The sequence below is a fragment of the Desulfonatronovibrio magnus genome, from assembly GCF_000934755.1.
In the GTDB taxonomy this organism is placed as follows: domain Bacteria; phylum Desulfobacterota; class Desulfovibrionia; order Desulfovibrionales; family Desulfonatronovibrionaceae; genus Desulfonatronovibrio; species Desulfonatronovibrio magnus.
In genome coordinates this window covers 29,968-53,956 of record NZ_KN882187.1, presented here as the reverse complement: position 1 = coordinate 53,956, position 23,989 = coordinate 29,968, and the positions used below count along the sequence as shown (strand labels likewise).

Here is a 23,989-nt window from a genome sequence, read left to right as displayed (position 1 = left end):
TCGAAATGCAAAATACTTGACCCCGGATCAAAGCCTGTCCCGGACCTTGATTCGGGATCCGGGTTGACGTTAAAAGCAGATGCATACTCTTTACCGTCATTCCGGCGAAAGCCGGAATCCAGAAAAAACAGGCAGGAGCATTACGCGTTTGTGACAACTAAAAAAATTGATGTGTTTGTCACATCTTTTTTGGGGTTAAAAGCGGTTTATCATGGCTTGGCACGGGGTCTGTCCGGAGGATTACAGCCCGGTTCAAAAGTCTTTAGACTTTACCGGCCAGCTTGAAGCGTATAAGCACTGTTTGAAAGAGGTTAGTCCTTTGCCGGCTGTCAGCTACCTGCACTATCCTGTGAGTGGATTTGTTGTGGGGGTTGAGGGCAATAAAAGTAAATTCTGAATCAGTATATATTGACAGGGAGGAACAACCATGATTGCCAATGAAATACTTATAAAAATCGAAAATGCCCCAATTTCAGAACGAATTCATATCATAGAATATATTTTGCAGTCATTAAAGCACGACATGCAGCCCACAACGATGCCAAAAGTACGTCAACGCAAGCCGTTTCAAGTTCGTAGTTTCAATTTAGGACAAGACGTTCATTGTGACCGGGACGAAATCTATGCGGAACGAGGATAACCATCATGTTTGCGATTGACACCAATCTGTTAATTTACGCATAACAAAGACGCTGAATTTCACAAACGGGCGAAACATTTTATTGAACATGTCTTCAATAATGACAATGCCGAAGGGAAATTGTCGATCTGCCTGTCAACGCAAGTACTCACTGAGTTTATGAGTGTAATGACAAGACATACATTGCAAAACCCTCTTTCCATAGGAGATGCGAGCCGTATCGTCCAAGATTACCTTGATACCGGCGTTCGGGTACTCGCCCATAAAGAGACACAAATCCAGACTTTTTTTACGCTTTTACAAACCGTGACAACCCGAAAAAAGATGTTTGATGTGGCATTGGCAGCAACGTTAAAAGATCATGGAATAAATGGCTTATATACTGTGAATACGGCTGATTTTGAAGGCTTTGACTGGTTAATTGTCATTAATCCATTAACGGATAAATCAATGATTTATCGTGAGGAATATCAGTGACCGCCGAAAAAAAAATATAAGCGGAGTAAAGATGATGAGACAGGATAATTTTTTACATGATTATTCCACCTTACCTCCCGAAGCCAAGCATCAAGTTGCAGATTTCATAGCTTTCTTAAAAACACGCTATGGGGCACGCAACGGCAGTAAAAAAAACCTGAACTTGCTGATGAGCCGTTCGTAGGGATCTGGCGTAACCGTGAGGATATGAGTGACAGCAGCAAATGGGTCAGCAATATTCGTAAAAATGAATGGGCGGTAAAAAGGCTGACCCGGTAATAGGCGGATTGCAACTTTTACCCTATCCGAGTCCATTTGAATGATAACAAAGGAAAACACCATGCCTATCTCCGAAAAAAGTATGCAGTTTTTAGAAGAACACATTCCTGAATTGGCTCAATCTGCTGGAACACAAGCCTACTGGCAGACTTTGGCTTCGGGCCACAGCGTGCTCCAGAGTGAAAACGGCATCGTTTATGAGGTGTTCCCCGACGGTACACGCACTATAGTCAAAAAGATCGCCCCGCCCACCCCCGTAAGAGTGGGGGAAAAACGGGTGCTGAAATGAGTCATATCCCTCGTCTGCGCATGTTTGCCGGCCCCAACGGCTCCGGCAAGAGCACGCTCAAATCTGTGATTCGCCCTGAATTGCTTGGCGTCTATATCAACCCTGATGAGATCGAGCTGGCAATCAGGAGTCATGATTTTCTGGATCTGAAAATGTTTGGCGTAGCGACCACCGAATCGGAAATCTTAGCCTTTTTCAATGATTCCGTTCTCCTTGATAAGGCAAACTTGCTGGATGAGGCGGCCTATTTGCGGTTTAGCGATGACAAGCTGAGCTTTTTTGATGTGGTGGTCAACTCCTATTTTGCCTCGGTGGCGGCTGACTTTCTTCGGCGCAAACTGTTGGAACGCGGAACTTCTTTTACTTTCGAGACCGTCATGTCCTCCGCTGACAAGGTCGATTTTTTGAAAAAAGCCCAGCAGCGAGGCTTTCGCACCTATTTGTATTACATAGCGACCGATGACCCTATTATCAACATTTCCCGTATACGAAACCGAGTTCGTCTTGGGGGGCATTCAGTACCTGATGACAAAGTGACATCCCGCTATTACCGATCACTGGATTTATTACCGGAAGCTATTCGTTATACAAATCGAGCCTACATTTTTGACAACTCCGGGCCGACGCAAATCTGGCTTGCAGAAGTCACCGATGCCAGCCTCTTAACCATGAAAACAGACCGCATTCCGGCATGGTTTAAGTCGGGCGTGTGGAACAAATTTGCCGAATTGCAGGATTAAACCAATGGCACAGAAAAGGACTCCCCCCCGAGCAGAAGTCTTTAGACTTTACCGGCCAGCTTGAAGCGTATAAGAACTGTTTGCAAGAGGTTAGTCCTTTGCCGGTGGTCAGCTAGCTGCACTATCCTGGGGGTGGATTTGTTGTGGGGGTTGATTTGTGACTACATCGCGTAATAAATTTGATTGGGCACAACTGCAGTGTAATGAATAATTTCAGATTGTTAAACATTTCTAAATGGAAACTAATTATGGGGGTTATAAATGAGTAGCAACCTTAGGATTTTGAAGAAATACGGTATTCTCATCGAGGATGATGAAGGCTGGGTAGAAGAACTTGAACGAATTCCTAATCGTAAAAAAGCTGAAACTTTTAAACAATGGAAGACTAGAACTTTCGGTGAAAACGTCAAATCTTTAAAGGTTTATGCCCCTTATGAGCCCGCGTCTAATACTCAGATGAGTACTTTAGCTAAAGCTGGTGGTTCTGATTACTTGATTTGGGCTTTCAGAAATTACCGTAAAATGGCTGAAGAAGATGCTGCTGTTGTCATAGAAGAAGCCAAGGAAGAAATCGTAAATCGGCTCACAACAACTCCTAGAACTCTGCTGCGAGAAATAATCGATGATCATGAACAAGAGTTAGAGCAACCAGCAAAGGATTTTCTGAAGCGATATATTAATGAAAAACAATGTAATCTTAGCACAAGGGATCTTCTTACAGACCTGATAAAAACATACAGCAAAGTTGTTAAACGGATTCGTGATCTAGAAAGGCAAATGAAAAAAATATAGCGATGCCATTTAAAATGTTATCTAAATCTCGGTAACATTGTTAGGCGAAGAAGGAATATTCGATGAATTATAAAAATGAGCAAACACATGATTGGTTGTTAGTATGGCTTGTTGAAGACCTGGATGGTATAGGGAAACTCGATGTGGTAGAAAGTGCTTTCGGCACTCCGCCTCTTGGTAACCTTGAACATGCGCAGCGCCGTAAACCATTCGACATTGAGCTTACTTTCGAGAATCTTTCAGTTGTAGTAGAAACTAAGGTAGATTCAGATGAAAGTGGAAGATGGAATCAGGATTGGCAAACAAACCGAATAGTTACCACTTCGGAATCTCTGCATTATTTGAAAGAGCAAAAAGAGTTTCTATTTATTACTTACGGCACATCGGAATTTTATACAAAGCCATACAAAGCAGGAGCAGGATCTGGGCGATTTAGGCATATCGGCCTAAATGTAATGATAGATTTGGTTGAGAATTCGTTAAAATACAATTTGCCAAGGAAAAAAGAATATCAAGAGTGGATTCATTTTATGCGCATCGAGCGTGATAAGCGAATAAATGCATTTTCGCTATTGCGGCAATTTTCAGTTTTTCGAGAAAAATATCTTGCATTTCATGGTGAAAACGACTTTCCAAATAATCGATTTGTATTCTGTGCTCCAGAACTAGCGTTCCCTGTATTTTCGTCTTTAGCATCGGAATGGAACGAGTCTGAAAGAACAAAGAAATTTGGAAAGGTTTCATTATACCCTGTTCCTCGTATGTCTCCACCTGTGCATGATTCCGTTCTCAATTTTCTGGAAATGTGGGATTCAAGCAAACCTCATCTTGGGAAAAGCATATTTAATATCAACAGCAACTCTTTTTACTTGGAAATTAATGAGGATTTTAATTTAAATTTAAAATTGGATGATGATCAACTCGATCAGGCAGTACGCGATGCAGTTTGGCGATGCCTCAATAAAGTGGTATGGCCTTCGTTCGTCAACGTGTTTCCTCGTCATTACAAACAGAGCACTTATGTTCTATTTGAATTTGATTTTGGCTTTTTAAAAGAAGTAAGCGATATCAAGAAGGTCGCTGACCAACTCGAAAGTACAATAGGGTGCATTGTACAGGCCATAGCCTAATCAAGAAGGATAAAGTCGACCATCAGCCATGATTGTTGGCGCTTTGCCCGAATGGACATGGTCGATCTCTATCCTTAAACATGCGCCCTTAGCGGACTGGCCAAAGGCGCACTCCGCTAAGGCTTGGCGTTAGTGAGAAAGAAGGAGATAATATATGGTCGTTAAAGATATTGATGAATGTTTAAAGACATACAATAATTTATTTGGTTCAAAAATAAAATTAAAAGCTACATATAGCGATCCTTGGAATCCTCTTCGAGGAGAAGATATTTTTTATGAGTTAAATTACCAATGCGGAATATATATCTATTCCGAGTGTAAAGAAACAGACTGGAACATTCCACTAACAGAAAACATGAATGAAATTTGGTATATAGGTAAAACTATAGGATCAATACGAGGAAGGATTTGGAAAAATATTGCAAATGATAGTAAAGAATTGAAAAAAGGGGATCCAAAATTCAAGAACCATCGATGGACAAATGATCCTAATGTCATAGGAACTCCTATTGATACTGTCATATCTATGGGCGATTTTAATGTTTACGCAATACCAATAAAATCAGAAAACGAACATTTCCCACCTGAGATAATAGAGACATACCTTCTTTGTTGCTACTATAAGTCACAAGGTAGACTCCCTATATTAAATAGTATAATAAGTCAGTACAAACCAAAACGCTAACCCCAGTTTCCGCATGTTTAAGCGAAATTCTCTGTTATTTCAAAATGCTATCTTATTTCTGGCTTGTTTTGTCGGCACTACTCTTGTTAGGTCATTGTTTTCCTCGACTTTATTGGAATGCTGCTTATCCCAAGGGCAGAATAAACTTTTGGCTGTTCAAAGGTCGGGCCAGTAAAGTTTCTGACTGAGATAACACCCCCTTCTCCTTTAGGAAGATAAGTGGTTTGAATCCGATGAGTCTCAAGCCAGGAGCATATACTCACCCAACGGTGAGAAAGGCCTGCTTGAGTCAATTATGTACTTATGATGTACTTATGGGCACTCTTTACATCCATGCCACACTTTGCCGACGACTGCTCCAATGTCTTCCCCTGTTCTAAAAACTTCATAAGTTTCCTCACTTGATTGTCTGTGATCATCCTTTGCCTCCTGTATGGAGTTCAAGGATAATCATTCGTTACTCAACAGGGAAAAATAATTGTCGTCAGGGGGGAATTATAATAATAATTTGCTCATCACCAGATATTGTAATAACGCTCAACATAGTACAGCCAGTTTTGGTTTTCAAAAAATGCGTAATACTATTTTCTTTTATATTTACATAAACATCAGAAGAAAAGCAAAACAACTGGAGGTCATGCCATGGAACTCGAACATAGGCCTGGTTTCTCTTATCCGATCAAGGAAGAAGAAATCGACCTGACGCAACTCCCGGTCCCTGGCTCGGTCACGCTGAAGCTTAGCAGTATAGATTATTCGCCTGTCCAATGATCAGGTCTGGATAGGTTCGTTTTTCTAAGTGCAGCCATACCCCAATTTAGAGATAGTGAGGGGTTCGTTTGGGAGGTGGAATTCTTGTTTGAATCCAAGAATACGATTCATCTCAAGGCTATCACAGAAATTCTTTTCCAAAAGAAGCATACTCCTTGCAAGATTTTCACAATCTTCTGCATGTAAAGCTTGAATATGAACACCATGCACATCTGCCCAAAGAAAATTTAATGTTGAAAGCAAAGTGAAGCCGGAACATCATTTCGCGGGCGTTTGGACTTAGAAAATGAAATGTTCGCTGTCGCTGGCGAATAATTTCATTTTATAATTTCTTAATTTATTTGTTTGGGCATCTCATGAATGAAAATAACCTTCTTGATTTCATAAGAAAAATGCAGGACAGCACTGACTATCTTGGGATTGATGAGCTGGAAGACCAATACGTCTACAAGATATACGCAAGAAATGCTTATGCGGGTGTCTGGCTGAAAGGTAAAAATGGCTTTCTCATTTCCAGGTATAAAATCGGACCACGCCCCTATCTGTTCATCGAATATCACTGGGACACAGGTGAGCCATTAGGAACGGTTAAACCCCTTGGGCTTATAGAGAAATGCCCCTTTGCAATCAAAGAAAGTTACAATGATATCGAAAAACAAAAAATACTGGAATACTTGGATAAGTTAGAAGAAAACAATCCTGTCGTAAATGGGGTCAATTCACTCCAGAACAGAAAAATGGCTGCCATAGCTTTTGAGCAAAGACTGGCAGCACAGAGCAGGAAGCCACGGCGAAGGCGGATTTATCAGCAAGAGTTTTAAATAAGTATTTAATCAATATTAGCGACCTTCCTACCTTTTTTAAGCCACATATATTATCATGGCTGGCCGCGCATCGGTCTCCGGGACAATCGGACCCGGTAATCCATTTTTATCTGAAGATCCAAAGACATGGATTACCCAGTCAAGCTGGGGAATGACCAAATTTGGAAGCTGCATGATCGTGGTAACCAAAAATTTTTTTCAATATTCTTTGTAAAAAACTACCATAATTTTGGTTAACCTCAGCCTCACCTGATAAAGAATTATTTGCCACAGACAGTAAGTCAGACTGAAAAGGCAGACACAGGATATCTTTCTGCGGGCGACCTGCCCGCCGAAAAGCTGTCAGCACCTGCGGTGCAACTCTCTGCTTCGCCGCTATGCAATGGCATCCTTACCTTCTGGCAAGTCGCCAGGAGGAAATTATTCAGTCTACCTTTCCGTCAGCCCTGCCTGGTAAAGAATTATTAGCCACAGACAGTAAGCCAGACTGAAAAGACAGACACATGATATCTTTCTGCGTCAGTCTGTCTTACAGTCTGCCTTTACGTCGAGCGCAGCGGGTGGCTGAAAAATTCTTTTATAAACCCTATCTGTTCAACGACAATTATTTTTCCCTGTCAACGACAATTATAATTCCCATCAGCCACTCCCAAATAATCCCCTTTCAATCACCCTCCATGTCCAAAGATTAGTTGTCTATTTGGACGAGCTCAGAGGGAGGCCCAGAGGAGGCCCCCCGGGGGGCCTCCTCTGGGCGCAAAAAATCATCATTTTGCCCCACTGATCGACAACAATGATTATTCCCGACACCTACTACCCAATTTGTTCATCCCCTTCGTACCAACCCGTTCTTTTGTGGGTTAATCCATGTCTGGCCAAAATTCGGGATATTGTCCTTTCGGACGGAATCTTAACTTCACCATATTTTTCCATTTTCTTTCTGATGGAGGCTGGGCCACATGGCAAATCCTTGTTGTACAACTCAAGCCGTACGAAAACAACCACCTCCTCGATCTCTTTCCTGGTCCGGGTTATTTGCTCCATATCTTCACCCTTTTTCCCGTTTCTCTCGGGACTTTTCCAAACGGTAGCTTGGCAAATTAAGTTCCAGGATAATGCAGTGATGAACCAGCCGGTCAATGGCTGCGGCCGTAGTCATAGGGTCCTTGAAAATCTGTTCCCATCTCGAAAAAGGCAGATTGCTCGTGAGCATGACCGTACCACGCTCGTAGCGATCAGCAAGCAGGGTAAACAGAACCTCCATTTCCTCCCGGTCTTGTTGAACATATCCTATGTCATCAATGATCAATGCATGATACCTGGAAAGCTTCTTCAGTTGTTTGGCCAGGCTAAGTTCCCGCTTGGCAACCAGCAGGTCCTGAACCAGAAGGCTGCAGGGTGCATACAATACTCGGCGTCCTTGCTGGATCAGCTCATGCCCGATAGCGCAAAGCAGATGGGTCTTGCCACTTCCCGGGTTGCCAAAAGCCAGGACATTTTCAAAGCGGCCAACAAAAGACCCTTCCAATAAATTTTGCACCAGACTGTTTACCTTGACAGGCAAACGTTCCCGGTCGAACATTTCCCAAGTCTTCTCATTTGGCAACTTGGACTCCCGAAGATATCTCTGGGTTCGCTTGAGTGCCCGTCCTTCAGACTCTTTTCTGGCTAGCTCAAGCAGATATTCCTCATGATCCAGAGATTCCTGACGGGCCAAATCTGCTTCTCCACGATAATTCTGGCGGAAAGACGGCAGATACAGATCTTTTAGATAGCCGGAAAGGGTGCTGTGTTTTTGCTCTATCATTGTGTCACCTCCTGGGCATCCAGAAGAAGATCGTAAGAACCTAAAATAATTTCTGAAATTTCAACATCAGTTATCGGTTGAGGCTTTTGGCCGGAAGATACAATGCTCTTGACAGTATCTGCGGACACTGGTTGACCTTGCTCGTATAGATAACGAAGAGCATCGTCCACCGCCAATTCGTTTTCTTTAGCCGCAAGTTTTAAAATCTGTAAGTATTCCTTGGCAGCCTTGGAAAGAGCATGGACTTTCTTCAGGTCATCATAGGCCATCCTAAAACGGCTCGTTGGGAACAGATCGCTATGGTAGCGGTAGTTTGCAAAAGCTCCAGGTTTGCGGACCAGCCAGTCAATTATGTGTCTGTATTGAATGCGGGACTTGCTTGCGCCACGCAGTCGAGGAATCTGCTCAATAAACCTCTGTCCATACCAGACCTCAAGGTATTCTGCGTAAAGACGGACTACCACTTGCTCACCGATAAGACGACTATGAACTGAATACACGTTCTTCTTAATCCTTATGGTGCTGCTCGGACCGACAACAACTGTAAATTTGCTGCACGATGGTAATGCTTTGCCCGGCAGAGGACGTAAAAGTCTTTGCTCCTCCTGGAATCTTTGCTGCCGATTGCGGTTTAACTGCATAAACAAATTTTCTAGAAAAATATCGTATTCTTTACGCGAAGAAAAATCCCGGTTGCCACGCAGCATCAGGGCCTGATCCACAGCCCTTTTAAAGCGATGATGCCTTTGCTCTATATCTCCATTTTCATTGGGGCTTGCTGCCTGAATTTTACGACCTGTAAGGCCATAGTGCGATAAAAGCCCCTGGTAACGACTTGTGAATTCTTCCATGTTCCCTGGTTTGTTCACTGCCGTAGACAATCTGTCTGTCTGGTGAGCTTCCGGGACTCCACCAAGTTTTTGTAAAGCCTGCTGTAACCCTTCACTTAAGCTCTCAAAGCTTTCAGAAAAGCAGACCATGCCTGCTTCCCAATTGGAATAAGTCAAAACAAAATGGTATATCAAATGGTCAAAGGGCAGGCCAGCAATGGTCACTTCAAGCTCGCCCATATGAGTGAAGTCAGACTGGCTCAGTTGACCTGGCTTGTGAACCTGAGGAAAATACACCTCCTTGGCTGGACCTTCTGTTGCCCGCCATCCCTTGATCTTTCTCTGAAAGGTCCGAAGCTGGCCATCTGAAAAACGACCAGGATACTGCCTTTGTAAGTGCTCAAACAAAGTCTTTGCTTCAAGACCAGGATTGATCTCTAAAAACGCTGTGACTATTGGCCACTCCTTGATAAATGGATCACTGCGGGTACGCCAGTCCCGTTTCCTTTCAGCCTGCAATTCACTTGGCTGTTTGTCCAGATCCCTATACTTACGGGCACTCTTTACATCCATGCCACACTTTGCCGATGCCTGCTCCATTGTCTTCCCCTGTCCTAAAAGCTTCATAAGTTTCCTCACTTGATTGTCTGTGATCATCCTTTGCCTCCTGTATGGAGTTCGAGGATAAACACTTGTTCATCAACAGGGAAAAATAATTGTCGTCAGGGGGGAATTATAATTGTCGCTCATCACCTATCCCCAGGCAGGTTGCCTGTTTATGGTAAATAATTTTTTTTAATATGACCACTTTCGTCATACCTGCCTGATATTATCACCCTCAAGCCAGACAAAACTGGCCTTTTCCATGAAATTGGCACTGATCAAGGTGCATAACTCAGAACATAAAATCCGTTAGTTATTCACACTCTCGGCGTAATAAGGCAATCACCGCAAATTTTCGCTGTACATAACTTCATAGACCAGCACTGAACAGGATTTTTACTCAACAATGCTCCTGACCATCACCACCACCCACGTTCCTGCCACTGACCTGGGCTATCTGCTGGGAAAGCATCCGGATCGGTTTCAAACCTTTCCGCTGCCTTTTGGGCAGGCTCACGTTTTTTTTCCGGAAGCACGCGAAGATTCGTGTACTGCTGCATTACTCTTAGATATTGACCAGATGGGGCTGGTGCGTGGTCGTCCGGATCGTATTGCTAAGGGTGGTCCTGCCAGTAGCAAAGGGGGACTGTTTGGGCAATATGTAACGGACCGGGCCTATGCAGCGTCTTCGTTGATGAGCGTGGCCCTGGCCAGGGTTTTCAGTTCTGCGCTCAAGGGCACATGTCGAGACCGGCCTGAGCTGGCCGAATCTGCACTGCCGCTCTCGGCTGAAGTTGCCGTGTTGCCGTGCAGGGATGGTGAGGGACTGTTGCAAAGGTTGTTCGAGCCGTTGGGCTACAATGTCACCCTGCGTCCCTTGCCTTTGGACGAGCGGTTTCCCGAGTGGGGCGAGGGGCGGCATTATCAGGTTTCTCTGTCCGGGACGCTTCGGCTGTGCGAACTGCTCAGTCATTTATACGTTCTGATCCCGGTCATAGACGACGAAAAACATTACTGGGTCGGTCAGGACGAACTGGGGAAGTTGATTGAACATGCCCGGGGCTGGCTGGAGAAACATCCGGAACAGGAGCTGATTACCCTTCGGTATCTCAAACACCAGCGCCTGTTGTCCCGCCAGGCCCTGGCCAGTCTGACGCCCGAAAAGGAAAGCGAGATCCATTTTGGGGATGATCCGGAGCGGAATATGGACCGCCCAATCTCCGGTAAGGCTGAAGATGCATTGGAGCAGCGCATCAGCCTGAACGAGCATCGTATTGACGCGGTTGTCGGCGTGCTCAAGAAGCTGGGAGCGCGGCGGATCGTGGATCTGGGCTGCGGGGAGGGGCGGTTGTTGCGGGCTTTGCTCATGGAAAGAGAATTTGAGCGCATCACAGGCATGGATGTTTCCCTGTCAGCCCTGGATAGAGCCCGAAGACGACTGCGCTTAGATGAAGGCTCGGCCGGGCAAAGCGAGCGCATCAATCTTTTTCAAGGATCGCTGATCTACCGGGACAAGCGCCTTGAGGGCTTCGATGCAGCCTGTATTCTGGAGGTGATTGAGCACCTGGACCCTGACCGGCTGGCAGCGTTTGAGCGTTCAATATTCGGCCTGGCCAGACCCAAAGCGGTGATCGTAACAACGCCTAACGCGGACCACAACGCCCTCTTTCCCTCTCTGTCTCCTGGACAGTTTCGCCATCATGATCATCGCTTCGAGTGGTCCCGTGCCGAATTTGCGAACTGGACGCAAGAGGTGGCCCGGCGCTACGGCTATACAGTGGGCCTGGCCGGTATCGGACATGAGGATGTCCATCTTGGCCCTCCGACCCAGATGGGGGTGTTCACATTATGCGCCTGAAACACCCGAATTTGACTATTCCGGAACAGTCCCTGGTTGTCCTGGCGGGAGCGTCCGGCAGCGGCAAGTCCACCTTTGCACGCACCCATTTTCAACCATCAGAGATTATTTCGTCCGACTTTTGTCGTGCCTTGGTGGCCAACGATGAAACCGACCAGTCTGCCACAAAGGATGCCTTTGACATCCTGCATGCCATTGTTCGCAAACGTCTGTCCAGGCGTCTGCTGACCGTGGTGGACGCAACCAATGTCCGTCCGGAAGACCGAAAAGCACTGGTCACCCTGGCCAGAGAATTCCATTCCTTTGCCGTGGCCATTGTTTTCGACCTGGATCCGGGCATCTGCTTGGAGCGCAACGCCCGGCGTCCGGACAGGACCATGAACCCCAGGGTGGTGCGCAGGCAAAGCGACCGTCTGCGGCGCTCCCTGCGCGGTCTGAAGCGCGAGGGATTCCGGTATTTTTCGATACTTTCCACGCCGGAAGAAGTCCAAACAGCGAAGATTCAGCGACAAAGATTGTGGACTGACCTCCGCCAAGATCACGGCCCCTTCGACGTCATCGGTGATGTGCACGGCTGTTTTGAAGAGCTGACTCAACTGCTGAGCGCCCTGGGCTACAATGTTCAGGCCGATGCCCAAAACCCCACGGCCCGCCATCCTGAAGGACGCAAGGCTGTATTTCTGGGCGATCTGGTGGACCGGGGTCCGGACTCTCCTTCAGTACTGCGTTTGGTCATGGCCATGGTCAATGCCGGAGCCGCGCTGTGCCTGCCCGGGAATCACGAAATGAAGCTGCTGCGCAAACTGCGCGGCAAAACCGTCCAGATCACCCACGGACTGGACAAGACTCTGGAGCAGCTGGAGCGTGAGCCGCCGGAATTTCTGAAGCGTATCAGAGAATTTCTGGATGGGCTGATCAGCCATTATCTGTTGGATGGGGGCAGGCTTGTGGTAGCCCATGCCGGTCTGCGCGAAGATTTGCAGGGCCGGGCTTCCTCCAGGGTGCGCGATGTTGCCGTGTATGGGGAAACGCCCGACGTGCCCATGACAGCAACAGACACCTTCGGGCTGCCGGTACGTGTTGACTGGGCCGCTGCATACCGCGGTCAGGCCAGGGTTGTTTACGGACATACACCGGTTGTGCACGCCAAATGGGTCAACAACACCATCTGTATAGATACGGGCTGCGTTTTCGGCGGCAAGCTGACTGCACTGCGCTATCCCGAACTGGAAATTGTTCAGGTTCCGACCCACCGTATTCACTGTGAACAAATCCGCCCAATGCATGATGACACATCCCTGGTAAACAAAAAAGACCGCCCCTGGGAAGACTTGTTGGACATTACAGACGTGCTGGGCAAAAGGGTCATCACCTCCCGGATCATGAACAGAGTGACCATCCTGGAGGCAAGTGCCGCTGCTGCACTGGAAACAATCAGCCGGTTCGCCGTACACCCTCGCTGGCTGATTTATTTGCCACCCACCATGTCGCCGCCGGAAACCGCTCCCGAAGGCGACTGTCTGGAACATCCCAGTCAGTGTTTCAATTACTTTCGCAAACAAAGTGTCGCCACAGTCATTTGCCAGGAAAAGCACATGGGCTCCCGTGCCGTAATAATTCTATGCAGGAACCATGAGGCCTGCCAGCGACATTTTGGCCTGCCCGAACCGCAAACCGGAGCTGAAGCCCATTTTGGACTGGGTATGGCATACACCCGCACGGGAAGACCTTTTTTTTCCCAGCCAGCACAACAGGCAGCAGTCCTGGACCGGCTGCGCCAGGCCATGGATCAATCAAAGCTCTGGCAGCGCCTGGAAACGGACTGGATCTGCCTGGATGCGGAAATTATGCCCTGGTCAGCCAAAGCCCTTGAGCTTTTACTCACCCAGTACGCTCCCACCGGCGCAGCGGGCATGGCCGGACTGAATGCGGCCATGCACTCCGTCCTGGCCATGCAGAGCAGAACCTCCACCTCCAGCCTGGAATGTGACGTATTGCTGGACAGACTGCGACAGCGACGGGCGTGCGTTGCCAGTTACGTGGAATCATACGGCAACTATTGCTGGCCCGTGGTGGAGCTCTGTGACCTGAAAATCGCACCGTTTCACCTACTGGCCACCGAGGGACGTGTTTACGACGATAAGGACCACCTTTGGCACATGAATATCCTGGCCGATTTGTGCAAAGCAGACGAAGAACTGTTGCAAGTCACACCTCACCAAACCGTGGAGCTTGGGGATCCGAAACAGGAACAGGGCGCTACAGAATGGTGGGTGGAACTTACCTCCAAAAGCGCTGAAGGGATGGTAGTCAAACCGCTGGACTGGGTTGTCCGGGGCAAACGCGGCCTGGTTCAACCAGCACTGAAATGCAGGGGTCGGGAATACCTGCGGATCATCTACGGCCCGGAATACACCATGCCCGACCAATTGGAACGTCTGCGGCCTCGCGCACTGGCCATGAAACGATCCCTGGCCCTGCGTGAATACGCCCTGAGCCTGGAAGCCCTGCACCGCTTTGTCAGCGGCGAACCCTCCCATCGCATTCACGAATGCGTTTTCGGCATCCTGGCCTTAGAAAGTACACCAGTGGACTCCAGGCTCTAAGCAACCCTTGAGTTCATACTGGTCAGCATGTCTCTCGGGCCAGGCAAGGTATGGTTAAATTCATTGACTTTATTTATGACAAGCAACTTCAAAAAAACTGGACCCCGGATCAAGTCCGGGGTGACGGTTAAAGCAAACTATTACTTTTTGCCATCATTCCGGCGAAGGACGGAATCCAGTTTTTTTCTTGTTCCCACGCTCCAGCCTGGGGACACCACTTTTTTGTGGCTCCAGCCACATTTTGAAGAAGCGGCTGGAGCCGCAAGAAAAAAACGTCCCCAGGCTGGAGCCTGGGAACGAGTGGTGTAAGTTACTCACAGGTTCAGTCCCGGGCCGCCCGGGTGAGGAGCTTAAAGCCAGGAACAAAGAGCCAGGAAATTTGAAATCTCAAGTTTAATAAGGAGAAGATAACCAATGCTATACAAACTACGATCAACCCACGGCAAGTTCGACAGAATAGACCCGGTAGCATTCAAGGATTTTTCAAGCTTTGGTAGTTTAGAAAAAGACCTGGAAGAGCTCATTGCCGAGAGCATTCTGGATGTTCTTTTTGAAGATGGCGGCTTAATGCCGATTTTCCAGGAACGACAATATCAAGCTGCTATTTACGCATTAAACAAAAAAGGTGAGCTCATTATTTTTGAATTAAAGACGGGTACGGCAGGCGAAGGAGCAGTTAATCAATCTTTGCGATATGCGCAAGATGCAGGACAATGGACGCTTTCTACACTTCAGCAAAAATTCAACCAGTACTCCAACAGTAGCAGCGACTTGCCCCTGGCGCATAAGGAGGCATTCAAGCTTGAGCAGCCCTTAGATGCAAAGGAACTGAACAAAAAACAACATCTGATCATAATTGGCAGTGCCGCTGACGATAACCTGATCAATGCTGTTGATTACTGGAAACATCAAGGCATTTCAATCAAGTTTCTTCCGTATAGAATTTATGAAATAAATGATGAGAAATATTTCGAGTTTTTCACCTTACCTTATGATCGCCATATTAATCCTGGTCATGTAAAGGGAGTATTGTTCGATACCAACAGGAGCTGGGACGAGGATGCAATTTGGTACATGATGGAAAATAATCGGGTGGCTGCCTTTGGGGGTGCGAAACGGTTTGTTGAATACGTTTACCCCGGTGATATCGTTTTCTTTTCACACAGATGGACAGGTCTTGTCGCTGCCGGCCGAGTTAAGAATGGAAGCATAAAGTCACCGGACGACGCAACTTCGTATCGGGATGTTGAATTCATCACATCAGTTCCAAGGAAAGGACAAACTATAAAGGCTATGCCGTTTGGGAAGGTCTCTGAAATTACAGGAAAGAGTTTTTTCTGGGCTCGGACAATTAAGGTTCCATATCTCACAAAAGATGAGGCTGAATATTTAGCAAAAGAGTTGAATATATACCTTGAAATAAGGTGATAGTTTAGCCCTTTTCTAAGGAAAGCAGGGGACAGGCACCCCAGCCCTTGTTTTGTTGTTGATGTAAAACACAGACTTAATAAATCAAGGGCTGGGAGAGCCAGTCCCCGTTCAAAATTGGCAGTTTTGGACTTCTGTCAGAACATGCACGTAGTCTTCAATGAACTTAAATCATGTATATCATGTCGGCTGGAATGATATATAGAAACTTTGTAACAACTGGTTCGGCGAAAATGAAAAGGAGAAACAAATGAAGAGACTCATGATTCTTTTTGAAGATGATTTTCAGAAGCAAACAACTGGTGAAATGTTTACCCTCGGGAATCTAGAGCCAAAAATTAGGTCAGAAGAGGTCAACTTTGACATTGTTGCTTTATACCAACCGGGACAACTGACTTTCTTCAAGAATAGATTTGGTTCAATTGGTGTGACAAATATCAGTCCGGAGCTCGATGAGGTTTTGCGCCAAAGTTGAGGATTGAAATGGAATTCTATAATTTGAACAGAGAAGAAAGGCACTTCGGATTTCTTTTTCAGACGCTAATTTTGGGAGATTTGAATTTCCGCTCAAAGACCTTTTCTAGGATCAAAGATGTTACGGGCATAAGCTTGGACCCTCAGGATTTCAATCTATATGCTGAAGTCGCGCTATTTCGCGACTATTGGTTCTCTTTTTGGTGACCAAGCAGTTTATTCAGATGAAACCCATAACAGCCGAATTTCGTTCTTGAGAGAACTTTTTTCCTGCATGAATCTGAATCCCGATCTTATTGACCAGTATGGAATGTTTTGGACAGGAACAATCAAGAAATCCAAATTGTGGTTCCCCGGCAAATGGGCCAAGAATGGAATCCAGGAAATTGAAACTACAGAGAACATTCTTGAAAAAAAACTATTTCGATGCCGGTGGCTTTGCAATGCGAAACCCGATGTAATGATAACATCAGGCAAGCAAGCGATTTTCATAGAAATAAAGCTAGAAAGCGGATTTGGATCTAGTGAGGATGGATATGAACAAGCAAAAACTCAGACAGACATTGTGAAGTTGGCTGGAATCATTCTCCCGTTCTTGAAGGATAATAGAATCGCTCAAACCGATTTGTCAACAACTCCTAAAGATCGAGGGCTATCGTGGAATGCTGTTGTTGATGACAGCAAAGAAGTAGAATCTTCAAAAAACGCAGGAATTGAAATGATCAAAAGGCATCTTCAAAGCCTTCCGAAATCAGAAAATCGCCGAACAAGCAGATCGAGCGGAAATTGAGGGCCGTTCACGGGTCTTGCTTGCGCAAGCCCCGCGCCCGTCCCTCAATTCCGCTCATCTGCGGCGTTATGGGAATGTAACCCGAAGCACGCAGCTAAAAAGAACCTGAGATATGACGAAAAAAATGGACAAAGATCCCTCGAGTACTCCATGCGCTACCGGATGTGCAGTGGGATGCGTCGTCTTGATACTATTAGTCAATTCAATTGGCATGGGTAGTTCCAGCGAGTTAACACTCGTTTTCATAATCTTTGTCTCCATAGCAACAGGCTTAATAGCGTTTCATATTACAGAGAAGGTAAAAAGAGAAGAAAGCGATAGAGAGAATCAAGAAGTCGCACAACTGGTAAAATCAGCGGCGGTAGGCTTTAAAGAAAGCCTTAAATCGGTAGACCAGTCGATAGAGCTGATGTGCAGAGCAACATATTACGGCGGTCACAAGAAATATGAAGATATCGTGGATGTAAGTTTTGTTGTTACCAAAGACAGAATCCTCATTAAGGAATTACCTGGGCATGCTGTGTAGATTGAGGGCCACTCCGTCCAGGTAGCCATCATCAGCGGTTTCTTCAGCCTTTTTCATTAAAAGGGAAACCCTCTGCACCACTCGGCCCACATCCTGTATCCTCATTTCCAATCGTCCCGGCAGGGCTTGGTAAGGGCCGATCTCTAACTTCATATCTCCACTCCCGCTTCTATCTGACTGCTGATGGCAACATTGCTCTGAAGTCCTGGCTCCATCTTGATCAGGTCCAGACTGATTTCTTTGTCCAGGGCGGTTACTGCGGCCACCGCCCGGAGGTACTCTTCAACTGTCACTCCCCAGACCGCCGTATCCACGTCAACGTTCATCAAACACCTCCGGACGTAACAGGGAACCGAACACTACAACACGAGAAGCTGCAAAGTGCTCTTTTAGCAGGGATGCAGCCCTGCGAGCCACATCCCAGGCGTGTTCATGCCGGATGCGCCTGCTTTCCCGGACAGCCTGCAGCCTTTTTCTGGCGGATTGCCGGTAAATCTCCATGTCGGAGGAACTGATAATATCCATCAAAACCCCAGTCTAAAAAGTTTTGTAACTGTTCAGCAAGATCAATAAGAAGACCTGGACCCCGGATCAAGTCCGGGGTGACGGTTAGAGCAAATAGTTGCCCTTTTTCGTCATTCCGGCGAAAGCCGGAATCCAGGGTATTTTAATAGTTTTATAGCAAATGTGGTGAATAGATACAAAGTTTTGAGCAATAATTCTCCAAAAAAAATTATTAATATGACCACTTTTGTCATACCTGCCTGTTATACTCAGCCCCAAGCAAGGTAGCAGTGGATTTTTTCTCAGTGAATAAATGCTGGCTGGGAGTAACAATACCCAAGCTATCTAAAACGTCGCTGCAGGTCCTATTCTTGCTTTCCTCCGGAAAATTGTCAGGGGATGGTCTTTTGGCTGAGGATCAAATCAGATAGCCAAAATTTCTCTTGGTTTTGAAAAAAGCATATTTTCGGAAGTAAAGAATGGTCTTGAACATGAAATTGAAAATTTATACAAATCTATATATACCGTTTTGGATAAATTGTGAACGTTACCATGATGAAAACCTGCTTCGCCTGTGACGCTACCTCGATTCGCTGGTAAAACTCCAGATAATCACTAATGAGGGATACTCCCGTAACCCAAGTGTGAAGATGTACTTTTCCTAAAACCGGGACAGTCCCATTGCCCAGCGCTCAGTCTGGATCTTGGCAGGGAGGCTTTCTCTTCTTTTTTGTATAAAGAGTGGGAAAGCCTCACAGCATTCAATGAATACAAATAGTGTGTTATTTTATTTTTAGATATTGGTCTCTGATAATCTCACCCATCTGCTGGATAAGATAGTTGCTGTTTAATCCGTATTGACCTGAGAAAAATGGAATTACATACAGTGTGCTTCCATTATCCATGTGTGCCCAATAGTACCTGCGTTGGTATTGATTAGATGGCTTGGAGCTGTCAGATGGTATTTTAGCTGTGTGTATATGAGTTTTAATGCCATTTTTTCCAGCAAAACAACTAAAGAAATCCGTAAGGTAAGATACCCCTGTGCCAATAATAATTTTGGGTTTTTTTTGCTCAGCAACAATCTTTGCAATGGCAGGAAATCTGTTCAGAAAGCACCATGTTCTGAATAACTCCTTCTCCTCAAATCCTGTAATTTTATCAAGACGATAGTGCTTCCACAAAGATTCATCAGTATTACGAAATGCTATAGGATATTAATTCAGCCTGAATAACTCATTACCTTTGGCGTTATTGGCATATTCCTGGTATTCTTCAACATTTTTGCCTTTGATAACAGAAACAAGTTTGGCGACATTTCGTCCATAAGTATATGTCAGGCTGTCCTTCCAGTCATACCTTCCTGCTGGTATATGCTCTCCCTCATTTATATGGTCGGGAAGTTCTGAATAATATTTTTCATCGCCTCCTCCCCATTCAATGCCTGACACCCATATGTCTGCCTCTGGATTCCCACCATCACAACCGGATAATGAACAGGCCCAATCAACAAATTCCTTTTTAAGAGACATGTACTCCCTCTTTTTACTTGGATAAGATTTATTAATCATTCAATTCCCATTGCTTTGCCGTATGCAGGAAAGTTGCCCGGTCTGGTTGATTGTCTTTCCTGATGATTCCTGCCAGAAAGACATTTTCAATTGTGCCAGAATTTTCAATAGCTTCTGCCCATTCAGAAATAACATCTATGGGCTCCTTGTCGGCAGTTCTATTTTCATCAAAAGAAAAAATAGCAATCAAAGAGGTTCTTCCTTCTTTAATAACTTTTTCCTTCTTTTCTCCATTTTGATATTCTGACAATTGGAATGTATTGCAGGCAGCATGTTCTGACTTCATAACTGCCATAAAATCTGCCAAATCAAAACCAATTATTCCCTGAAAAATAATAGCCATGATTATGTCTTCCAAAGCAGGGCACAGATTTTTCTTATCCTCAATATCTACGGAAAAACCCCCTATTTCAGGTAGGGTGACGTCAATATGGCATGAGCCACTTGCTTTAATCTTGGCAATACATTTCATTCCCCAGAAATTATCATTGGGATTTGTTTTTTCCATTTCCTCCTGAGTGCCAAAAAGTCTTAGATCAGGAGTCTTTAGCTTCACTTCGTTTATAGGATAGTTACTGTTAACTGCCTGGTAATGATCAAGTACTCTTGAAAACATTTTGTTAGTGTCTTTAAGGGGTGCTACAGATTTATGATCTTCAGGGGCTATCCAAAACATGAAGTTTTCACCTTCGATAAGCATTGGTCCTCCTTATTTATAAATTGATATTAAAAGCAGTTTAACTGGTTGTTGAAAATCTCCCAATTGCTGCGTCGCTGCAAAAAGTTCAAACTCTTACGTATCATAAATACGCCCCAGTGAAACAAAAGAAGGTTTCACGGGGTAAACTTTGACCTTGAACTTTTTTTGTTCCTTACACTTGGAATTTTTGAACAGCCAGTAGAATAAGGACTTTTTCAACAAGCTGTTAGCCCGTAAGCTCGTGCTGACGTTCTTTAGACCCAGGGATAAACAACAGCTGACTCCAGAAACGCTGCTTTGTGCCGCCGACCATGGCCAAGAATTTGCCAGGTAATGCGTCAAAACATCTTATTGCTAAATACTGGTTTGGGTTACGTTGCAAGTTAATGATTCTGGAGTTTAGCTTGGCTTCTTTTTGCCACTTGTTCTCAGGATCATCAACATAAGCCAAAGCTGAACCAGATTTTACACTTCCACCATAGAATTCATATTTAATTATCCATCCATCCCCCAACCTGGACCTGCTCAGTTTTTCAAATGGAGAGAGGACGCCGTGATTAACTCGTGCCAGTTGTTCCCATTTGAGCCTTTTGGGGTCGGTAAGATCTTCAGGATGTTCATTGGATAAGGTATTTGCCGTCATAATCGTTTCCTCCTTGTTGCTTCAATTAGAAAAACTTGTTTTTAATCGTATACTTGATCATAATGGCATATATATGACACTTATGGTCATATATGTGATTTCTTTTTATGGAGGGGCTGGATGAGAGGAAGAAATATTGTTCAGATGTTGAAGGCTGTAGATATGTTAAGCCAACCCGGAGGGACTACGATAAACCGCATGTCTGAATCATTGGGTATAGACCGCAGAAATGTGTACAGACTTTTAGATATTATCCAGGACTTGGGGTTCCCGCTGTATGATGACAAGCAAGGTTCAAATAAGGAAAAACTCTGGAAGCTTGATGCTGAATATTTATTAAAACTGCCCAATATCACAGTTCCGGACATTCGGCTTAATTTTTCGGAGATTATTGCTTTGTATCTGTTAAGGGCTGAATCCAGTCTGTACTCAGGAACGGAGATAGAGAGCAGGATCAATTTTACTTTTTCCAAACTTTCTCAATTTGTCCCAAAAGACTTTCAAGTGGGGATCAACAAGCTCAAGTCGCTATTTGTACCATCTGGCAAATGGGTCAAGGATTATTCGGGCAAAGAAGAAATTATCGATTTACTGACTACAGCCATGCTAAACAACAAAACCTGCCTGGTGAGCTATTTCTCATTTGTGGATGACAAAGTTAAGAAGTTTAGAATTGATCCTTTATATTTCTTTGAAAGTAATGGCGGGTTATACATATTCATCAGGGCTACCAGATTTAATAATATTCGTATCTTGGCTGTTGAGAGAATTGAGGCCCTGGAAAAGCTGGATGAAACATTCGAGTATCCAGAAGATTTTGACCCGGCAGAGAAACTGTCCATGGCTTTTGATTTTGTCTATGACGATCCTGTCGAGCTTGAGGTGATCTTTTGTCCTGCCCAGGCTAAGTATATCAAAGAGAGAAAATTTTCCCCAGACCAGAAAATAATTGATAGCACTGACGGCAGCGTGACATTGAAGATGACCACCTCAGGGTGGTACGATATCAAGAAATGGCTTCTGAGTTTTGGACCTGAGGTTCTGGTGGTCAAGCCGGAAAAGTTGAAAGAAGAGATGCTAAATGATTTACAGATTGCCATTGATAACTATAAAAATGTCAGTGACTGAGTTTAAAATACATCCATGGGATTTAATATTTACCGTTGATTTCTTGGAATTTTTCCGTGACGAGTTAAACGTCTTGCTTATTTTAACTCATCCTTCATACCATCTATAATTTTTTGATGATTCTTTTCAAAAATATTTTTTATGTGACCAGAAACGTCATACTCACCTGATAATCTCTCCCAGAAACTAAAAACATACCTTTTCAAATTTGGAATCAATTACCAATATCTTCCTGTGTGCGATAAAAGGCTCCCGGTTGTAAAGCAAATCCAAGGAGGAGCATATGCCCATCAGAAGAGATTACAGGCGGCAGAGAAGCCCATCTCTATTGCTGCTGAAACAGGACCCACAAATTTAAAAATATTTTTTACCATTTGGGGGTGCGTCTCATAAGTGCCAGTCATTCAAAACTGATGTTGAGTAAATAATGATCAAATTTGTCACTTTTTTAAGGAGGCTTTCCTGGAGGTGCAGTCATGCAATCAGGTGATACATGGTCAATTGAAGAAATAATTACCCTGCCGAGACAGTCAAAAAGTGAAATCAAAAAAGAAACTGAAATGTTTAAGGAGAACTTCTCCTTAATCCTTGATAATTCTCGTTTGATAATGAACACCCCTCGGTATTACTACTCATACCTGGAATCCTTTATTGTCGGTCTTGTTTATCTTGGTGGACACAAGGCTTCCATAGGATCTCTACTGCAATTGTGGGAAAAAGGTATTTTCATGGACGAATGTAGGCATTGTGGAGGAAGCCTGTATTTATTCAGTGGAAAAGGCTCACCATTGTCTGGATCGAACAGCTGTGCAGGCATTTGCAATGAATGCAGGGAGATTAGCCACAAAAACCTTCCAGATGTTAAACAGATAATGAATGCTTATAAGCATGTAAAAGATAGTATCAATGCCCGCCTGATTTTGCGGACAAAAGGGCAAACCTTCAGTTTTAAATCAGGACTTGTGGGCAGTCCTGTGCCGGACCGAATTATCAGGCAGGGTATTTCCCCTGCAACCATGACCGAGTTGATCAACGAGATAAGAATGCTTGAACGGTGATTCTCAGTAAATTTCAAAAATAATTTTGTCTGGTTGGCCTTATGAGTACCGGCACTGAACAGCAGTATTTTTCAGCCAAGCTGAGCCTCATGCTTATATAAGTGAGTTTTTTAATTTCGGTTAAATTATCCGGGCTCTTTTTATATATATAGAGAACTGGACAGCCAAAAGTTCTCTTAAATACTTGTATTTACTTACCATGATTCTATCTGTTCGTCATTCCGGCGAAAGCCGGAATCCAGTGTCTTTTCAATAGGATAAAAGACTGGATGTCGGATCAAGTCCGGCATGACGGGGGAGAACTTTCAACTCTCATAATAGGGAAGGCAAAAATTTATTCGACATAGTAAAGGGGGAAAACAAAGCTATGCTTACTGACAACCAGGTCAAGGAAATGAATCATCTTTTTGAGGAAGATTTGCAGGATGACAGGACTGAATATCCTGAAGAACAAAAAAATCGTGAATGCAGGAATAAGGGTATTAAGGAACCCTCCCATCAAAATTTAAAACAAATTGCTGAAATGGGGCTAGGGATGATGAGCTATGCCCAAAATATGCATTCAAACCCGTATTTTTATAAGTATGGCTGGTGGGTATTTTCCAGGTTCAGCACTGAGGAAGGCAGGCAGTTTTTATCTGAGAAAAATCTGCTCTGTACCCATGATGCCATGAACCTCATAAAAGAACTGCAGGAACTGTGCGAGCCGTTTATATTATACAATAAAAAGTTTCACCGACGAGGAGACAAAACTCCTTTTGATGAATCTCGGGATTTTGAGTGGGCTGTTGACTATGACGATGATCCGGATCCTGCCTGGAAAGGGCACAAGTAGA

General features: G+C 44.7%; 28 protein-coding genes. 19 read left to right on the top strand and 9 right to left on the bottom strand.

Going from position 1 to position 23,989, the window contains the following annotated elements:
• The first annotated feature begins 211 nt into the window (after positions 1–211).
• The 10 genes from LZ23_RS21020 (at position 212) to LZ23_RS23070 (ending at position 6,624) form a co-directional block, all read left to right on the top strand.
• A complete protein-coding gene (locus tag LZ23_RS21020; RefSeq protein WP_045217399.1) occupies positions 212–397 on the top strand; it encodes a hypothetical protein in 186 nt (61 codons plus the stop codon).
• Between the two features lie 30 nt (positions 398–427).
• Positions 428–640 (top strand): hypothetical protein, encoded by a 213-nt coding sequence (locus LZ23_RS21015; protein WP_045217398.1) that lies wholly within the window; start codon positions 428–430, stop codon positions 638–640.
• 168 nt (positions 641–808) lie between these two features.
• Positions 809–1,117, top strand: coding sequence for a hypothetical protein (locus tag LZ23_RS21010; RefSeq protein ID WP_198146068.1), 309 nt, complete (start codon positions 809–811; stop codon positions 1,115–1,117).
• A gap of 31 nt (positions 1,118–1,148) precedes the next feature.
• Complete coding sequence (locus LZ23_RS24860; RefSeq protein WP_198146067.1) at positions 1,149–1,301, top strand: hypothetical protein; 153 nt, start codon at positions 1,149–1,151, stop codon at positions 1,299–1,301.
• A 156-nt stretch (positions 1,302–1,457) separates the two neighbouring features.
• On the top strand, positions 1,458–1,685 hold the full coding sequence (locus tag LZ23_RS21000) for a hypothetical protein (protein ID WP_045217393.1): 228 nt from the start codon (positions 1,458–1,460) through the stop codon (positions 1,683–1,685).
• A complete protein-coding gene (locus tag LZ23_RS20995; RefSeq protein WP_045217392.1) occupies positions 1,682–2,425 on the top strand; it encodes an ATPase in 744 nt (247 codons plus the stop codon). The genes LZ23_RS21000 and LZ23_RS20995 overlap by 4 nt, the downstream gene beginning before the upstream one ends.
• Before the next feature lie 261 nt (positions 2,426–2,686).
• Entirely contained in the window at positions 2,687–3,217 is a 531-nt protein-coding gene (locus tag LZ23_RS20990) for a hypothetical protein (protein ID WP_045217389.1), read from the top strand.
• Positions 3,218–3,279: 62 nt separating this feature from the next.
• Complete coding sequence (locus tag LZ23_RS20985) at positions 3,280–4,347, top strand: hypothetical protein (RefSeq protein ID WP_045217388.1); 1,068 nt, start codon at positions 3,280–3,282, stop codon at positions 4,345–4,347.
• Positions 4,348–4,501: 154 nt separating this feature from the next.
• Positions 4,502–5,032: a hypothetical protein gene (locus tag LZ23_RS20980; protein WP_045217386.1), complete on the top strand. Its 531-nt coding sequence runs from the start codon at positions 4,502–4,504 to the stop codon at positions 5,030–5,032.
• 1,127 nt (positions 5,033–6,159) lie between these two features.
• Positions 6,160–6,624 carry a hypothetical protein gene (locus tag LZ23_RS23070; RefSeq protein WP_157493403.1) on the top strand — a complete coding sequence of 155 codons (465 nt, stop codon included), beginning with the start codon at positions 6,160–6,162 and terminating at the stop codon, positions 6,622–6,624.
• Between the two features lie 1,051 nt (positions 6,625–7,675).
• Here the strand turns inward: LZ23_RS23070 and istB are convergent.
• Positions 7,676–8,434: an IS21-like element helper ATPase IstB gene (istB, locus tag LZ23_RS20960; protein ID WP_052507589.1), complete on the bottom strand. Its 759-nt coding sequence runs from the start codon at positions 8,432–8,434 to the stop codon at positions 7,676–7,678.
• Positions 8,431–9,891: an IS21 family transposase gene (istA, locus tag LZ23_RS20955; RefSeq protein WP_084591175.1), complete on the bottom strand. Its 1,461-nt coding sequence runs from the start codon at positions 9,889–9,891 to the stop codon at positions 8,431–8,433. The genes istB and istA overlap by 4 nt, the downstream gene beginning before the upstream one ends.
• 382 nt (positions 9,892–10,273) lie before the next feature.
• Between istA and LZ23_RS20950 the strand changes: the two genes are divergently transcribed.
• The 6 genes from LZ23_RS20950 to LZ23_RS20920 all read left to right on the top strand — a co-directional run bounded on the left by LZ23_RS20950 (position 10,274) and on the right by LZ23_RS20920 (position 17,549).
• On the top strand, positions 10,274–11,725 hold the full coding sequence (locus LZ23_RS20950; RefSeq protein ID WP_045217380.1) for a 3' terminal RNA ribose 2'-O-methyltransferase Hen1: 1,452 nt from the start codon (positions 10,274–10,276) through the stop codon (positions 11,723–11,725).
• Positions 11,716–14,331 carry a polynucleotide kinase-phosphatase gene (locus tag LZ23_RS20945; protein WP_045217379.1) on the top strand — a complete coding sequence of 872 codons (2,616 nt, stop codon included), beginning with the start codon at positions 11,716–11,718 and terminating at the stop codon, positions 14,329–14,331. Before LZ23_RS20950 ends, LZ23_RS20945 begins: the two co-directional genes overlap by 10 nt.
• Before the next feature lie 414 nt (positions 14,332–14,745).
• Entirely contained in the window at positions 14,746–15,759 is a 1,014-nt protein-coding gene (locus LZ23_RS20935) for a PDDEXK family nuclease (RefSeq protein ID WP_045217375.1), read from the top strand.
• Between the two features lie 250 nt (positions 15,760–16,009).
• The gene (locus tag LZ23_RS20930; RefSeq protein WP_045217374.1) at positions 16,010–16,234 is read left to right on the top strand and encodes a hypothetical protein; all 225 of its coding nucleotides are present in this window, start codon (positions 16,010–16,012) and stop codon (positions 16,232–16,234) included.
• Between the two features lie 159 nt (positions 16,235–16,393).
• Positions 16,394–17,023, top strand: coding sequence for a hypothetical protein (locus LZ23_RS20925; RefSeq protein ID WP_045217372.1), 630 nt, complete (start codon positions 16,394–16,396; stop codon positions 17,021–17,023).
• A 124-nt stretch (positions 17,024–17,147) separates the two neighbouring features.
• The gene (locus tag LZ23_RS20920) at positions 17,148–17,549 is read left to right on the top strand and encodes a hypothetical protein (RefSeq protein ID WP_157493401.1); all 402 of its coding nucleotides are present in this window, start codon (positions 17,148–17,150) and stop codon (positions 17,547–17,549) included.
• On the opposite strand, the gene LZ23_RS24405 is transcribed toward LZ23_RS20920, so the two are convergent.
• The 7 genes from LZ23_RS24405 to LZ23_RS20895 form a co-directional block, all read right to left on the bottom strand.
• A complete protein-coding gene (locus LZ23_RS24405; protein ID WP_157493399.1) occupies positions 17,529–17,702 on the bottom strand; it encodes a hypothetical protein in 174 nt (57 codons plus the stop codon). The two genes, LZ23_RS20920 and LZ23_RS24405, sit on opposite strands and share 21 nt — an antisense overlap.
• Positions 17,699–17,875, bottom strand: coding sequence for a hypothetical protein (locus tag LZ23_RS24400; protein WP_157493397.1), 177 nt, complete (start codon positions 17,873–17,875; stop codon positions 17,699–17,701). Before LZ23_RS24400 ends, LZ23_RS24405 begins: the two co-directional genes overlap by 4 nt.
• The gene (locus LZ23_RS24395; RefSeq protein WP_157493395.1) at positions 17,865–18,074 is read right to left on the bottom strand and encodes a hypothetical protein; all 210 of its coding nucleotides are present in this window, start codon (positions 18,072–18,074) and stop codon (positions 17,865–17,867) included. Before LZ23_RS24395 ends, LZ23_RS24400 begins: the two co-directional genes overlap by 11 nt.
• Before the next feature lie 761 nt (positions 18,075–18,835).
• Positions 18,836–19,237: a hypothetical protein gene (locus tag LZ23_RS20910; protein ID WP_045217369.1), complete on the bottom strand. Its 402-nt coding sequence runs from the start codon at positions 19,235–19,237 to the stop codon at positions 18,836–18,838.
• A gap of 33 nt (positions 19,238–19,270) precedes the next feature.
• Positions 19,271–19,585 (bottom strand): hypothetical protein, encoded by a 315-nt coding sequence (locus LZ23_RS20905; protein ID WP_157493393.1) that lies wholly within the window; start codon positions 19,583–19,585, stop codon positions 19,271–19,273.
• Positions 19,586–19,616: 31 nt separating this feature from the next.
• Positions 19,617–20,132, bottom strand: a complete 516-nt coding sequence (locus tag LZ23_RS20900) for a hypothetical protein (RefSeq protein ID WP_157493391.1) — start codon at positions 20,130–20,132, stop codon at positions 19,617–19,619.
• 418 nt (positions 20,133–20,550) lie between these two features.
• Entirely contained in the window at positions 20,551–20,967 is a 417-nt protein-coding gene (locus tag LZ23_RS20895) for a hypothetical protein (RefSeq protein ID WP_045217364.1), read from the bottom strand.
• 120 nt (positions 20,968–21,087) lie between these two features.
• On the opposite strand from LZ23_RS20895, the gene LZ23_RS20890 reads away from it, so the two are divergent.
• From LZ23_RS20890 to LZ23_RS20880, 3 genes are all read left to right on the top strand, one after another.
• Positions 21,088–22,095: a helix-turn-helix transcriptional regulator gene (locus tag LZ23_RS20890; RefSeq protein ID WP_045217361.1), complete on the top strand. Its 1,008-nt coding sequence runs from the start codon at positions 21,088–21,090 to the stop codon at positions 22,093–22,095.
• A 476-nt stretch (positions 22,096–22,571) separates the two neighbouring features.
• Entirely contained in the window at positions 22,572–23,153 is a 582-nt protein-coding gene (locus LZ23_RS20885) for a hypothetical protein (RefSeq protein WP_045217360.1), read from the top strand.
• 367 nt (positions 23,154–23,520) lie between these two features.
• Positions 23,521–23,988 carry a hypothetical protein gene (locus tag LZ23_RS20880; RefSeq protein ID WP_045217359.1) on the top strand — a complete coding sequence of 156 codons (468 nt, stop codon included), beginning with the start codon at positions 23,521–23,523 and terminating at the stop codon, positions 23,986–23,988.
• The last annotated feature ends 1 nt before the right edge of the window (position 23,989 follow it).